General features: G+C 67.0%; 12 protein-coding genes. 2 read left to right on the forward strand and 10 right to left on the reverse strand.

Features of this window, described 5'->3' with window-relative positions; all coding sequences use genetic code 11:
• Nucleotides 1-39: 39 nt before the first annotated feature.
• The 7 genes from aroB to pilM all read right to left on the reverse strand — a co-directional run bounded on the left by aroB (nucleotide 40) and on the right by pilM (nucleotide 7,136).
• Complete coding sequence (gene aroB, locus C265_RS07590) at nucleotides 40-1,146, reverse strand: 3-dehydroquinate synthase (RefSeq protein ID WP_010812350.1); 1,107 nt, start codon at nucleotides 1,144-1,146, stop codon at nucleotides 40-42.
• On the reverse strand, nucleotides 1,143-1,703 hold the full coding sequence (locus C265_RS07595) for a shikimate kinase (protein ID WP_010812351.1): 561 nt from the start codon (nucleotides 1,701-1,703) through the stop codon (nucleotides 1,143-1,145). The genes aroB and C265_RS07595 overlap by 4 nt, the downstream gene beginning before the upstream one ends.
• Nucleotides 1,704-2,046: 343 nt before the next feature.
• Nucleotides 2,047-4,167 carry a type IV pilus secretin PilQ gene (pilQ, locus tag C265_RS07600; protein WP_010812352.1) on the reverse strand — a complete coding sequence of 707 codons (2,121 nt, stop codon included), beginning with the start codon at nucleotides 4,165-4,167 and terminating at the stop codon, nucleotides 2,047-2,049.
• Nucleotides 4,164-4,718, reverse strand: coding sequence for a pilus assembly protein PilP (locus C265_RS07605; protein WP_010812353.1), 555 nt, complete (start codon nucleotides 4,716-4,718; stop codon nucleotides 4,164-4,166). The genes pilQ and C265_RS07605 overlap by 4 nt, the downstream gene beginning before the upstream one ends.
• The gene (locus C265_RS07610; protein WP_010812354.1) at nucleotides 4,715-5,386 is read right to left on the reverse strand and encodes a type 4a pilus biogenesis protein PilO; all 672 of its coding nucleotides are present in this window, start codon (nucleotides 5,384-5,386) and stop codon (nucleotides 4,715-4,717) included. Before C265_RS07610 ends, C265_RS07605 begins: the two co-directional genes overlap by 4 nt.
• 2 nt (nucleotides 5,387-5,388) lie before the next feature.
• Nucleotides 5,389-6,048: a PilN domain-containing protein gene (locus C265_RS07615; protein WP_010812355.1), complete on the reverse strand. Its 660-nt coding sequence runs from the start codon at nucleotides 6,046-6,048 to the stop codon at nucleotides 5,389-5,391.
• A 17-nt stretch (nucleotides 6,049-6,065) separates the two neighbouring features.
• Entirely contained in the window at nucleotides 6,066-7,136 is a 1,071-nt protein-coding gene (gene pilM, locus C265_RS07620; RefSeq protein ID WP_037023846.1) for a type IV pilus assembly protein PilM, read from the reverse strand.
• Between the two features lie 402 nt (nucleotides 7,137-7,538).
• On the opposite strand from pilM, the gene C265_RS07625 reads away from it, so the two are divergent.
• Nucleotides 7,539-9,914, forward strand: a complete 2,376-nt coding sequence (locus C265_RS07625) for a penicillin-binding protein 1A (RefSeq protein ID WP_010812357.1) — start codon at nucleotides 7,539-7,541, stop codon at nucleotides 9,912-9,914.
• 72 nt (nucleotides 9,915-9,986) lie between these two features.
• Here C265_RS07625 and cyaY read toward each other — a convergent pair whose 3' ends face one another.
• Complete coding sequence (gene cyaY / locus C265_RS07630) at nucleotides 9,987-10,322, reverse strand: iron donor protein CyaY (RefSeq protein WP_010812358.1); 336 nt, start codon at nucleotides 10,320-10,322, stop codon at nucleotides 9,987-9,989.
• A 381-nt stretch (nucleotides 10,323-10,703) separates the two neighbouring features.
• Between cyaY and lysA the strand changes: the two genes are divergently transcribed.
• Entirely contained in the window at nucleotides 10,704-11,963 is a 1,260-nt protein-coding gene (gene lysA / locus C265_RS07635; RefSeq protein WP_010812359.1) for a diaminopimelate decarboxylase, read from the forward strand.
• Nucleotides 11,964-11,982: 19 nt separating this feature from the next.
• On the opposite strand, the gene msrQ is transcribed toward lysA, so the two are convergent.
• Together msrQ and msrP are read right to left on the reverse strand one after the other, a co-directional pair.
• A complete protein-coding gene (gene msrQ / locus C265_RS07640) occupies nucleotides 11,983-12,681 on the reverse strand; it encodes a protein-methionine-sulfoxide reductase heme-binding subunit MsrQ (protein ID WP_010812360.1) in 699 nt (232 codons plus the stop codon).
• Nucleotides 12,681-13,682, reverse strand: a complete 1,002-nt coding sequence (gene msrP / locus C265_RS07645; RefSeq protein WP_010812361.1) for a protein-methionine-sulfoxide reductase catalytic subunit MsrP — start codon at nucleotides 13,680-13,682, stop codon at nucleotides 12,681-12,683. Before msrP ends, msrQ begins: the two co-directional genes overlap by 1 nt.
• Nucleotides 13,683-13,749: the final 67 nt, after the last annotated feature.

Raw genomic sequence — 13,749 nt, forward strand, 5'->3', positions numbered from 1 at the left:
CCGGTGGCTGGGGCGGGGTGGCGAGGCATAACCGATCGGTCAGGCGACCGGGGCCTCGGTGGGTGGTTTGAGCACGGCGTGCGCGAGCGTGGCGCGCAGGTCAGCGTCCGGCACAGTGGTGATGAACGCTTCGCCGAGCTGCTTCAGCAGGATGAACTTGATGCTGCCCGCCTCGGCCTTCTTGTCGACCTTCATCAGTTCGATATAGCGGTCGGCACCGAGTTCCGGCGCCACCACGGGCAGGTTGGCGGCCTGCGTCAGCTCGCGGATGCGGGCGCGGGTCTCGGTGTCGATAAAGCCCAGCCGGTGCGACAGGTCCGCGGCCATCACCATGCCGCAGCCGACGGCCTCGCCGTGCAGCCAGGCGCCGTAGCCCATGCCGGCCTCGATCGCATGGCCGAAGGTGTGGCCGAAATTGAGAATGGCGCGCAGGCCGCCCTCGCGCTCGTCCTGGGCCACCACGCCGGCCTTGATCTCGCAGGAGCGCTGCACGGCGAGCGCCATCAGGTCGGGGTCGCAGGCATTCAGCGGCTTGATGTTGCGCTCGATCCAGCCGAAGTACTCGGCATCGGCGATGGCGCCGTGCTTGATGACCTCGGCCATGCCGGCGGCCAGCTCGCGCGCGGGCAGCGTGCGCAGCGTGTCGATGTCGGCGATCACCGCGTTGGGCTGGTGGAACGCGCCGATCATGTTCTTGCCGAGCGGGTGGTTGATGCCGGTCTTGCCGCCCACCGACGAATCCACCTGCGCCAGCAGCGTGGTCGGCATCTGGATAAAGGGCACGCCGCGCATGTAGCAGGCCGCGGCAAACCCGGTCATGTCGCCCACCACGCCGCCGCCCAGCGCGACCAGCGTGGTCTTGCGGTCGGCGCCGGCCTGCAGCAGCGCGTCGAAGATCCGGTTCAGCGTTTCCCAGTGCTTGAAGGCTTCGCCGTCGGGCAGCGTGACGGTGCGCACGGTCTTGCCGAGCGCGGCCAGGGCCGCCTCCACCCGCGCCGCGTAGAGCGGGCCGACGGTTTCATTGGTGACGATGACGGCGTGCTGGCCGCGTACATGCGGGCGCAGCAGTTCGGCGTTGTCCAGCAGGCCGGTGCCGATATGGATGGGGTAGCTGCGCTCGCCCAGGTCGACTTCAAGCGTAATCATGGATTGGGGTCCTGCGCCGGCGGCTCCGACGCTTCCGGCGGCACGGAGGCCGGCTGCGGGGGATCGATCGGGAAACCGGCCATTTCAAGTTGCATCAACACCATATTAGCAAGCTGCGCCACCGAGGGCTTGCCGGTTTCGATGATGAAGTCGGCAACCTCGCGGTAGAGCGGGTCGCGCTCGGCATAGAGCGCCTCGAGCTTGCCCTTGGGGTCCTCGGTCTGCAGCAGCGGCCGGTTGCGGTCGTGGCGGGTGCGCAGCCACAGGTCGTGCGGGCTGGCGCGCAGGTACACGACCGTGCCGCGGGCCTTCAGCACCTCGCGGTTCTCGGCGCGCAGCACGGCGCCGCCGCCGGTGGCCAGCACAATGCCCTGGCGCGCGGCCAGCTCGCGGATCATCGCGGCCTCGCGGTCGCGGAAGCCGGCTTCGCCCTCGACCTCGAAGATCACCGGGATGCGCACGCCGCAGTGGGCCTCCAGCTCATGGTCGGAATCGAAAAACGGATAGTGCAGGCGCCGCGCCACCGTGCGGCCCACGGTGGTCTTGCCGGCGCCCATCAGGCCGACGAAAAAGAGGTTGGGTCGATCGGATTCCGGTCGCTCGGAGTCAGATCGATCGGCATCGCGCCGATCCTGGGCCTGGCGCTGTGCCGCCGGGCCTGTCGCTGAGGCTGTCACTGGACTGTCGTTCGGGAGCGCGGCATGCGGGCCGTCCTCCCCGGTTGGGAACTGCATCATCTTCTTATGTTGTGGCGCGGCCGGCAAGTGGCGAATGCGGCATGGCCCACATGGCTGGCCCGTCCCGGGCCGTCTCCGCCCCCCGCGGCGCGCAAAAAAAGGCCGCATCCCTCGATGCGGCCTGCCAGTCTACTGTATCCGGCGTCCTCCGGACGCCATGTCCCTACCGGAGCGACACGCTCTCGTTCAGGATGCGCGGGGTCAGGAACACCAGCAGCTCGGTGCGGTTGCGCACCTTGGCGTTGTTCTTGAACAGGTAGCCCAGCACCGGGATATCACCCAGCAGCGGCACCTTGTCGGTTTCGTTGGACTCGGTCTGGGTGTAGATGCCGCCGATCACCACCGTGCCGCCGTTCTCCACCAGCACCTGGGTCTGCACGTGCTTGGTGTCGATGGCAAAGCCGGAAGTGGTCTGGATGCCGACGCTGTCCTTGTTCACGTCCACATCGAGCAGCACATTGCCTTCGGGCGTGATCTGCGGCGTCACTTCCAGCTTCAGGTTGGCCTTGCGGAACTGCACCGAGGTCGCACCGCTGGAGGTCGCCGCCTGGTATGGCAGCTCGGTACCCTGCTCGATCAGCGCCTTGATGTTGTTGGCCGTGACCACGCGCGGGCTGGAGATGATCTTGCCCTTGCCATCCGCTTCCAGCGCCGACAACTCCAGTGCCAGGAATTTGGTGGCGGCGCTGTTGAACAGGCTGACCGCGATATTGGCCGGGTTGGTGCCGTTGATGGCGCCGGCAGGCAGGCTCAGGAACGGGCCGTTGTCGGAGGTCGCCCCGGGCAGCACGTTGTTGTACGTGTTGCCGACGCGGGCGTTGTTGTACTGCCCGGCAAAGCCCAGCTTCACACCCAGGTTGCGGCTGAACGAGTCGGTGGCCTCGACGATGCGCGCCTCGATGATCACCTGGCGCACCGGGATGTCGATCTTGCCGATGAAGTTCTGCACCTCTTCCAACTTGCTGGCGATATCCGAGACGAAGAGCTGGTTGGTGCGCGCATCGGCCGTCAGCGAACCGCGCCTGGACAGCATGCGCGCGCTGGCGCCCGCCGACCCGGCGGTACTGACGGCGGCCACGGCACCGCCGCCCGCCCCCATGCCGAGCAGCATCTTGCGCACGTCTTCGGCACGCTGGTAGTTGAGCTGGAACACCTGGCTGCGGATCGGCTCCAGGTCATTGATCTGCTGCTGCGACTCCAGCTCCAGCTTCTCCTTGGTCTGCAGCTCCGCCTTGGGCGCCACCCACAGCACATTGCCGTTGCGGCGCGAGGCCAGGCCCTTGGCATCCATCACGATCTGCAGCGCCTGGTCCCACGGCACATCCTTCAGGCGCAGCGTCAGGTTGCCCTGCACGCTTTCGCTGGTGATGATGTTCAGGTTGGTGAAATCGGCAAACACCTGCAGCAGCGAGCGGATGTCGATGTTCTGGAAGTTCAGCGACAGGCGCTCGCCGCGGTAGCCCGGGCCACTGATCAGCTTGGTCGGGTCTTCCTTGACCGGGCGCACCTCGACCACGAACTGGGTATCGGTCTGGTACGAGCTGTATTCCCAGTTGCCGCGCGGCTCGATCGTCAGGCGCGCGTTGCCGTTGGTGTCCGAGGCGTGCATGCCCTGCACCGGCGTGCCGAAATCGCTGACGTCGAAACGCCGCCGCAGGTTGTCAGGCAGCGTGGTGCCGAGGAAATCGACCACGATATTCTTGCCCTGCTGCGCGATGTTGATGCCCGAGTCGCGCGAGGACAGGTCCACCACCACGCGCCCGGCGCCATCGGCACCGCGGCGGAAGTCGACATTGCGCACCGACGGCCGCGCCGCCGCGGCCGCAGGCGTCGCAGCCGGCGCAAACGTGGGCGCAGCGTTCTTGAGCGCCGGCGCCACGTTATCCAGCGCCACCACGAAGTAGTTGCCGCGCTGGTCGGTGCGATAGGTGGCGTTGCGCGTGAGGTCGAGGATCACGCGGGTACGGTCGCCGATCTGCACCACGTTGGCTGACTTGACCAGCTTGCCGCCGTAGTCGTACTGCGCGCGCCGGTTGGCAAAGCCGGTATCGAAGAAATCGATCGCGAGCCGTGCCGGGTTCTGCGTGGTGAAGTCCGCCGGCTTCTGCGCCAGCGGCCGTTCGAGCTCGATCGTGAACACGGTCTGCTCCCCGACCATGCTGACGTCAACCGACTTGATGCGGTTGCTTTGTGCCAGCGCGGCCGGTGCGGCAATCACCAGCAACAGCGCCATCGCCATTCTTGCGGCGCCCGCGAGCGCACGGTACCAGCGCGCGAGGGTCATGCCGCCACCTCCAGCTTCAGGCTGGTCATTTTCTCTTTCCACTCTGATACCCCCTCCCGGACCAATTCGCGCAGCACGATCTCCTGATCGGTGATGCGGACCACCCGGCCATAGCTCTGGCCGAGATACTGACCCACCTTGATATGGTGGATCTTGTTATCAACCCGCACGATGCCGAAGGTCTCCCCGTGCTTCTTCATCATCCCGAGCATCTTGAAGTTCTCGAGCGGGTAGTCCTCCAGCGGCTCGCGGCGCCGCCCGGCTTCGGGCGAATCCGCGAGCGTCTTGTTCAGCTCGCCGATCTTGGCCTGCGCGAACGGCTCGGGCGCCTTGGCTGCGGCGTACTCGCGCGGCACATAGGGCCGGGCGTCGGGCAGCGGCTCGGGCGGCTTGGCGCGCGCGCTGCGGGTGGCATCCATCCACTGGCGCAAGGCGTCTTCATCGCTGGCGCCGCAGGCGCCCAGCAGGCCGACAGCCAGCGCCGCCGCCGCGAACGTGCGTGGCGCCGCCGTGGTCCAGGAGAGGCTGCGGGTACGGGCGGTGCGGCTCATTTGGCACCTCCTGCCTTGGCTGCCGCAGCGGCTGCCGCGGCCTTGCGCTGCGCGGCCTGCTCGTCCGGGTCGAGCGCGCGGTAGGCCATCGCCACCGCCTCCATCGACATCCCGCCTTCCTTGGTATTGGCCAGCTGCAGGTTCTGCATCGACACGATCCGCGACAGGGCCGCCACGTCGGCATTGAACTGCGCCACCTCGTGGTAGCGCCCGGTCACGCGCAGGTTCACCGGGATCTCGGCGAAATAGGGCTTGATCACCGCCCCCTGCGGCTTGAACAGCTCGAACTGCAGCCCCCGTGCGACACCGGCGTGATTGACGTCGGCCAGCAGTGCATCCATCTCGGCCTTGTTGGGCAGCTGCCGCTCCAGCAGCGCCACGCGCTGCTCCACCTGCTTCTTCTGCTCGCGCAGTGCGTCCAGGTTGGCCACCTGCGCCACCTTGGACTGGTACGCCTGCTTCAGGCTTTCCTGCTCCTGGCGCTGGCGGTCGAGTTCGTCGAACCTGGCGCTCCAGTAGAACTGCCAGCCCAGCACCAGCACCACGGCCGCGGCCAGCACCGCGAACAGCACACGCGGCGCGGCCGGCCACGTCTCCGGTTCGCTCAGGTTGAGCCCGCGGAACTGGCCGGTCAGGTCGGCCAGGTTGATTTCAGTATTGAGCGCCATGGTCAGGCCTTTCCGGCTGCGGGTGCGGGAACTGGGGCGGCTGCGGGTGCGGAGGCGCCCGGCACGGTCTTCTTGCCGTCGGCCGCCGCTTCCGGCGCGCGGTACGCGAAGCGCATCGAGAAGTCGAACAAGCGGCGCTGCTCGCGCAGGTTGTTGGTCATGGTGACGGCCTTGGATTCGACCAGTTCGGCCTTGTCCAGCCAGGCCACCCCGCTCAGGTTGCGCAGCAGCTCGGAAATGCGCTCGTTGGACTGCGCCACGCCCGCGATGGTGAAGGCCTCGCCGGTCTGCTTCAGGCTGGTCAGGTAGACGCCCTCCGGCACCTGCCGCACCAGTTCCTCAAGCAGCTGCACCGGGCGGTTGCGCTCGGTCTGCAGGCTTTCAACCGCCTTCTGGCGCTGCAGCAGCGCGTCGATGTCCTTCTTCAGGCTGTTGACCTCGCGGATCTGCCCGTCCAGCCTGGCGTTCTCAGTGCTCAATACCTGGTTGAGCGCGACCACCGAAGCGATGCGCCCGTCGATATAGAAGCCGCCCAGCAGCACCACGGCAGCGCCAGCCACCGCGGCACCGGCCAGCATCGTATAGACCTTCTTGCGGCGTGCTGCCTTGCGGGCTTCGTGGTAAGGCAGCAGGTTGACCGAAGGCAGTGTGTTCGTAGACATCTGATGCCTCCGGTGCGTTATTGCAGGCCGCGCAAGGCCAGGCCGGCACTGACGATGTACGCCGGCAAGTCGCGCTGCAGGTAGCGTTCGTTGACCTTGGCGTTGGTCGCCATGTTGGCGAACGGGTTCGCCAGCGTGGTGGTGATCTTGGTCTGGTGCTGGATTGCCGATTGCACGCCGAGCAGCGACGCATGTCCGCCCGAGAGCAGGATCTCGTCGACCCGGCCCAGGCTGGAACTGGCGATGAAGTTGCCGACCGCGGACTGCACTTCCATCGCCAGTGCATCCAGCGACGGCTTGAGCAGCTGCGCGCGCCAGGCTTCAGGCAGCGTGTTCTTGCGCTTCTTGATCTCGGCCTTGAGCGCGTCGAGGGTGAACATGCGCGCCGCACTCTGCGTGAGCTGGTCGCCGTAGCTGTTCAGCGGCTGCTCGTAGAGTTCCTTCCAGCCCTGGTAGAAGATCGCCTTGGAACGGCTGCCGCCCAGATGGATCACCGCCACCACCGGCAGCGCGCGCGCATCGGCCTCGGGCATCTCGTGCGGCACGCCCAGCATCTGCACGATCGAGCGCTGCACCGCGTATTCCTCGACATCCATGACCTGGGGCTTGAGCCCCGCCATCTCGGCCGCGGTCACGCGCTCCTGCACGCGGTCGCTGTTGGCCGCCGTGACGCGCACCCCGATACCGCCCTCGGTCTCGCTGGGGCCGATCACGGCGAAGTCGAAGTTGACCGCCTGCGACGGCGGATAGAGCCGGTGCGCCTCGGATTCGACCTGGGAATACAGCTCGTCGTCGGACAGGTTGTCCGGCAGGCTGACCGTCTGTGACTCCGTCAGCATGGACGGCACGCCCAGCACCACGTCCTTCGAACGGATGCCGGCCTTGCCCAGCGCGCGTCTGAGCGCGATCCCGACGGCCTCGATATTGATGACGTTGCCATCGGCAACGGCGTTGCGGTCCAGCAGTTCGCTGGCGCATTTTTCCAGCCGATAGTCTTGCCTGCTGCCCCCTACGGACAGCTCGACTACCTTGACACTGGACGACCCGATATCCACACCGACCGTAGTCCGGCGTAGAAGCCCCGACAAAATGCCCCGACGCAAGGTGACCCCCTGACTTTTGAACTCGCCCCTGGCTTGAACGCTCTAATCGGGCGAGCCTTGTTTCTTGAATGAAACGTTTGCTCTTTTATGTTGGTCGATTCTCACAAAATCCAGCATCGGTGGCAATGTGCCGAACTGGCGCCGAGTTCTTTTTGAGAAGCCCCTCACCAATCCGTTGCCAAAACCCCACGGTCGTCGGGTTCCCTTCCGTGGGCGCTTGTGCGCCTGCCCGCACCCCTTTAGCTGCACGCAACAGCGCCGTGCGTGCACGCATTCGCCACATTACATCTTGTAACAGCGCGATAGCGGCGCCCGCACCACTGTACGCCCGGGCGGGCCGATGCCGGAAGATATAATCCCGGGCACCCCTGACTAGGTATTTCCCTTATGGCCACCGCACAACACAAGCCGTCCAACCCTGCCCGCCGTCCGATCTGGACGCGGCTCATGTTCTGGGCGGTCGGACTGGTTGTCGCCGGTGCCGTCGTGATTGCGCTGCTGCTCGGCTACGCGCTGCTGGTGGCCGCGCCCAACCTGCCTTCGCTGGACACCATCACCGACTACCGGCCCAAGATCCCGCTTCGCATCTATACCGCGGACAATGTGCTGATCGGCGAATTCGGCGAAGAGCGACGCAACTTCGTGCCCATCGCCGAGATTCCGGACGTGATGAAAAAGGCGGTCCTGGCGATCGAGGACGACCGCTTCTACGAGCACGGCGGCGTCGACTTCGTCGGCGTGCTGCGCGCCGGGCTGGCCAACCTGCGCGGCGGGCTGTCGCAGGGCGCCTCCACCATCACCATGCAGGTGGCGCGCAACTTCTTCCTGTCCAGCGAAAAGACCTACACGCGCAAGATCTACGAGATGCTGCTGGCGTACAAGATCGAGGCCAACCTGAACAAGGACCAGATCCTCGAGCTGTACATGAACCAGATCTATCTGGGGCAGCGCGCCTACGGCTTCGACAGCGCCGCGCGCGTGTATTTCGGCAAGTCGGTGCGCGACGTGACGCCGGCCGAGGCCGCCATGCTGGCCGGCCTGCCCAAGGCGCCGTCGGCGTACAACCCGGTGGTCAACCCGCGCCGCGCCAAGGTGCGCCAGGAGTACATCCTGCAGCGCATGCGCGACCTGGGCTATATCACGCCCGACCAGTACGAGCAGGCCGTGCATGCCGAGCTGAAGGTGCGCACCGAGGGCAACGAGTTCTCGACCCACGCCGAGTACGTCGCCGAGATCGTGCGCCAGCTGATGTACGCGCAGTACCGCGAAGAAACCTACACGCGCGGCCTGACGGTCTACACCACGCTGACCAAGCCGGACCAGGACGCCGCCTATGAGTCGGTGCGCTCCGGCATCATGAACTACGAGCGCAAGCACGGCTACCGCGGCCCCGAGGCCTTTATCGACCTGCCTTCCGACCCGGCCGAGCGCGAGCAGGCCATCGACGATGCGCTGGTCGAGCACCCGGGCAGCGGCGACCTGCGCTCGGCCGTGGTCACCAGCGTGTCGGCCAGGCAGGTGAAGGCGACGCTGCTGTCGGGCGAAGTGGCAACCATCGAGGGCTCGGCGCTGCGCTTTATCGCGCCGTCGCTGTCGTCCAACGCGCAACCCAAGATGAAGATGCGCCCCGGCGCGGTCATCCGCGTGACCCAGGACGAGAAAGGCAACTGGTCGGTGACCCAGCTGCCGGAAGTGGCCGCGGCGTTCGTGTCGATCAACCCGCAGGACGGCGAGATCCGTTCGATGGTGGGCGGCTTCGACTTCAACCGCAACAAGTTCAACCACGTGACCCAGGCCTGGCGCCAGCCGGGTTCCAGCTTCAAGCCGTTCATCTACTCGGCCGCGCTGGAAAAGGGCTTCTCGCCAGCCACGGTGATCAACGACGCACCGCTGACGATCGGCCCCGATACCGGCGGCCAGGTGTGGGAACCGAAGAACTATGACGGTCGCTTCGAGGGCCCGATGACCATGCGCCGCGCGCTGGCCAAGTCCAAGAACCTGGTCTCGGTGCGGATCCTGCGCGCGATCGGCACGCAGTACGCGCAGGACTACATCACGCGCTTCGGCTTCGAGGCCGACAAGCACCCGGCCTACCTGCCGATGGCGCTGGGCTCGGGCGCCGTGACGCCGCTGCAGATGGCGGGCGCGTACTCGGTGTTCGCCAACGGCGGCTACCGCGTCAACCCGTACCTGATCCAGAAGGTGGTGGACGCGCGCGGCAACGTGATCTCCGAAACCCAGCCGCAACGCGCCGGCACCGACGCCGTGCGCGTGCTTGATGCACGCACCGCCTTTCTCGCCGACACCATGCTCCGCGACGTGGTGCGCATAGGCACCGCCAACAGCGCCAAGCAGCGCCTGGGCCGCAACGACCTGGCGGGCAAGACCGGCACCACCAACGACGCGGTCGATGCCTGGTTCGCCGGCTACACGCCCAACCTGGTGGCGATCGCCTGGATGGGATACGACCAGCCCAAGAGCCTGGGCGTGCGCGAAACCGGTGGCGGCCTGGCGCTGCCGATCTGGGTCGGCTACATGAGCAAGGCGCTCAAGGGCGTGCCGGAGTCGCCCGAGCGCCCGGCGCCGGAAGGCGTGCTGATGGTGGGCGGCGACTGGACCTTCGAAGAGAACGCCGGCGGCGCCGGGGTGGCTTCGGTGGGCCTGGGCGATCCGTGGCCGGGCAAGCCGGAGGAGTCGACCAACGCGCCGGCCGACACCGAGACCGAGAAGAAGAAGATCCTGGAGATGTTCGGCGGCGCCTGATCACGGCCGCCAGACAGCAGAAAGCCGGCCCACGAGGCCGGCTTTTCTTTTGCCCGCCAGGCAGGCTTTGCGTCAGCCCAGCGTGAGGGCCGCGCCGGCCTGCTCACTGACGTAGCCCGACAGCGCCGCGTACAGCTCGCCGCCGTTGCGGGTGTCGATCCAGCGCTCGCCGTCGCGGCGGAAGTGGAAGCCGCCGGCGCGCGCGGCCACCCACAGTTCCTGCATTGGCGCCTGGCTGTTGATGATGATCTTGGTGCCGTTCTCGAACTCCAGCTCCATCACGTTGCCGGTGCGGCTGATCTCAATATCGGCGTCGGCCGCGTCGGCGGCCGCCTCGACCGTGGCTTCGATGCGGTCCAGCTCCTGCGTGGCCAGGGCCAGGAACTCGCTTTCGCTCAAGGGGGGCATGCTAAACTCCGAGACCGCCGTTGCCGCCGCTGCCCGGACCGGGCGTACGTGGCGCGAACGGCTTTTTTGTTAAGAATCCTTCGGATGCCCGGCCGTTGCGCGTCGGACCATCCAACGCCTTGCCAACAGCCTAAAGGACGACCCGATGCTGCGTCGTGTTGCGATTGTATCGGCGTTTGCCGCCGCCCTTGCGATGCCCCTACTGGGCGGATGCGGCATCCGCGGGCCGCTGACCATGCCCAAAGTGCCGCCCGAGCCGACCCCGCCGACCGTGACGGATCCGGGCCTGGGCCGCGCAGATGCCATGCCGGGCCCGCCCGCCACCCCTGCCCCCGCCGCGCAGCCGGCCTCGTCTCCTGCCGCCCCCACCACCCGATAACCATGACCGCATTTTTCCATCGCCAGGACGGCGCGCTTGCCGTCGAGCAGGTGCCGCTGGCGCGCATCGCCGCTGAATTCGGCACGCCCACCTATGTGTACTCGCGCGCGGCGCTGACCGCTGCCTACCAGGCCTACGCCGCCGCCTGCCAGGGCCGCAAGGCGCAGGTCCAGTACGCCATGAAGGCAAACTCCAACCTGGCGGTGCTGCAGGTGTTTGCCAAGCTCGGCGCCGGCTTCGACATCGTCTCGGGCGGCGAACTCAAGCGCGTGCTGGCCGCCGGCGGCGACCCGCGCAAGGTAGTGTTCTCGGGCGTGGGCAAGAGCGCGGCGGAAATGGAACTGGCGCTGGCACATGACGTGCGTTGCTTCAATGTCGAGTCGATCCCCGAGCTGGACCGCCTCAACGAAGTGGCCGGCCGCGTGGGCAAGCGTGCGCGCGTGTCGCTGCGCATCAACCCGGACGTGGATGCCAAGACGCACCCGTATATCTCCACCGGCCTGAAGGGCAACAAGTTCGGCATCGCCTTCGAGGACGTGCTGCCGACCTACCGCGCCGCGGCCGCGCTGCCGCATCTGGAAGTGACTGGCATCGACTGCCATATCGGATCGCAGATCACCGAGGTCGAGCCCTATCTGGAAGCACTGGACAAGGTGCTGGACGTAGTCGAGGCGCTCGAGCGCGACGGCATCCGCCTGGAGCATATCGACGTGGGCGGCGGCCTGGGCATCACCTACACCGACGAAACCCCGCCGGACATCACCGGCTTTGCCACCACGCTGCTGGAACGCGTGGCCGCGCGCGGCCACGGCCACCGCGAGGTGCTGTTCGAGCCGGGCCGCTCGCTGGTGGGCAACGCCGGCGTGCTGCTGACGCAGGTGGAGTTCCTCAAGCCCGGCGCGGCCAAGAACTTCTGCATCGTCGATGCCGCCATGAACGACCTGGCACGCCCGGCCATGTACGAGGCCTACCACCGCATCGAGCCGGTGGTGCTGCGCGACGCGCAAGCGGCGACCTACGACATCGTCGGCCCGGTGTGCGAATCCGGTGACTGGCTCGGCCGCGACCGCGCGCTCGCGGTGCAGCCGGGCGACCTGCTGGCAGTGATGTCGGCCGGCGCCTACGGCTTCACCATGAGCTCCAACTACAACACCCGTCCGCGCGCCGCCGAAGTGATGGTCGATGGCGCCAGCGTGCACCTGGTGCGCGAGCGCGAACTGGTCGAGGACCTGTTCCGCGACGAGCGCCTGCTGCAGGACTAATACCCCAAGCCCGGCCCGCCTACGCGGCGGGCTGGCGCGCCCCCGCGGGCTTGCGCAGCCGCCACCACAGCCGCATCCCCAGCAACACGAACACCACCGCCGCGTAGATCGACACTTCGCCAAAGTCGTTCTTGCCCGCCTTGTGCCACCAGTAGTGCAGGATGGCCAGCACCGCGATCGCATAGACCAGCTTGTGCAGCGCCTGCCAGCGCTTGCCGCCCAGCCAGCGCACCATGCCATTGGTGGAAGTCAGCGCCAGCGGGATCATCAGCATGAAGGCGGTGAAACCCACCGTGATGAAGGGCCGCTTGTACACGTCCTTGATCATGTAGGCGAGGTCAAAGCCGCGGTCCACCCCGATCCACAGCAGGAAGTGCTGCAGGCCGTAGAAGAACGCGAACAGGCCCAGCATGCGCCGCAGCTTGATCAGCCAGTTCCAGCCAGTGAGGCGGCGCATCGGGGTGATGGTCAGCGTCAGGCACAGCATCACCAGCGTCCAGGTGCCGGTGGAGCGCGTCACGAATTCAAGCGGATTGGCGCCGAACTGCTCCGTGGCACCGAGGTACAGCAGCCGTACGAACGGCAGCAGCGCCAGCAGCCAGACCGCAAGCTTGAGCGCGCGCACGCGCTGCGGCGACAGCGTGGCCAGGCCGGCCGGCTTGCGCGCCGCCACGGCGGCGGCGCTGGTGGAAGAGGTAGCCATGCGCTCGCCTTGCATCAGAAGAACTTCTTCAGGTCCATGCCCTGGTACAGCGACGCCACCTGCTGGCCGTAGCCATTGAACGGCAGGGTCTTGCGCTTGGGTGCGAACAACGCGCCAAAGCCGCTGCCGCGCTCCTCGCCGATGCGGCGCTCGGTGGCCTGGCTCCAGCGCGGATGGTCCACGTCCGGATTCACGTTCGAATAGAAGCCGTATTCCTGCGGCGCGGCCAGGTTCCAGCTGGTGGGCGGCTGCTTGTCGACAAAGCGGATCTTCACGATCGACTTGGCGCTCTTGAAGCCGTACTTCCACGGCACCACCATGCGCACCGGCGCGCCGTTCTGGTTGGGCAGGACCTCGCCGTACAGGCCGAAGGTCAGCAGCGCCAGCGGGTGCATGGCCTCGTCCATGCGCAGGCCCTCGCTGTACGGCCAGTCGAGCACGCCGCTGCTGACGCCGGGCATCTGCTTCTTGTCGGCCAGCGTGATGAACTGGATATACCTGGCACCAGGCTGCGGCTCGACGCGCCGGATCAGCTCGGCCAGCGGGTAGCCGACCCACGGGATCACCATCGACCAACCCTCCACGCAGCGCAGGCGGTAGACGCGCTCTTCCATTGCCGCCAGCTTCATCAGCTCGTCCAGGTCATAGACCTTGGGCTTCTTCACCAGCCCCTCCACCGACACCTGCCATGGGCGCGGGCGCAGCGTGCCGGCGTTGCGCGCCGGGTCGGACTTGTCGGTGCCGAATTCGTAGAAGTTGTTGTAGGTGGTGACGTCCTCGAAGGGCGTGCGCTTGTCGGTGATGACATAGGCGTTGTTGGGCGTGGCGGCCAGCTTCTGGCCGTGCTGCCCCTGCGCCAGGGCCTGGCGCGCAAACCACGGCGCCAGCGTGCTGCCGGCTGCGCCGGCCGCGGCCAGCGCCAGCATGCGGCGGCGCGCTTCGAAGACGTGACGGGGCGTGACCTCGCCGGCGGCGATATCGCCGCCGCGCAGCCATTTGGGGGAAGGGATCAGCATGGTTTTCCTCGTTGCCTGGCCGTGCCGGCGCCGGTCGCGCCCACACGCTTGCAGGATTGGACTCTGG

The sequence above is a fragment of the Cupriavidus sp. GA3-3 genome (assembly GCF_000389805.1).
GTDB classification, from domain to species: domain Bacteria; phylum Pseudomonadota; class Gammaproteobacteria; order Burkholderiales; family Burkholderiaceae; genus Cupriavidus; species Cupriavidus necator_D.

Bases quoted from the DNA above. Each gene is read 5' to 3' on its own strand.
- aroB (WP_010812350.1), bottom strand. From the start codon at position 1,146: ATGATTACGCTTGAAGTCGACCTGGGCGAGCGCAGCTACCCCATCCAT.
- C265_RS07595 (WP_010812351.1), bottom strand. From the start codon at position 1,703: ATGGGCGCCGGCAAGACCACCGTGGGCCGCACGGTGGCGCGGCGCCTG.
- pilQ (WP_010812352.1), bottom strand. From the start codon at position 4,167: ATGACCCTCGCGCGCTGGTACCGTGCGCTCGCGGGCGCCGCAAGAATG.
- C265_RS07605 (WP_010812353.1), bottom strand. From the start codon at position 4,718: ATGAGCCGCACCGCCCGTACCCGCAGCCTCTCCTGGACCACGGCGGCG.
- C265_RS07610 (WP_010812354.1), bottom strand. From the start codon at position 5,386: ATGGCGCTCAATACTGAAATCAACCTGGCCGACCTGACCGGCCAGTTC.
- C265_RS07615 (WP_010812355.1), bottom strand. From the start codon at position 6,048: ATGTCTACGAACACACTGCCTTCGGTCAACCTGCTGCCTTACCACGAA.
- C265_RS07625 (WP_010812357.1), top strand. From the start codon at position 7,539: ATGGCCACCGCACAACACAAGCCGTCCAACCCTGCCCGCCGTCCGATC.
- cyaY (WP_010812358.1), bottom strand. From the start codon at position 10,322: ATGCCCCCCTTGAGCGAAAGCGAGTTCCTGGCCCTGGCCACGCAGGAG.
- lysA (WP_010812359.1), top strand. From the start codon at position 10,704: ATGACCGCATTTTTCCATCGCCAGGACGGCGCGCTTGCCGTCGAGCAG.
- msrQ (WP_010812360.1), bottom strand. From the start codon at position 12,681: ATGCAAGGCGAGCGCATGGCTACCTCTTCCACCAGCGCCGCCGCCGTG.
- msrP (WP_010812361.1), bottom strand. From the start codon at position 13,682: ATGCTGATCCCTTCCCCCAAATGGCTGCGCGGCGGCGATATCGCCGCC.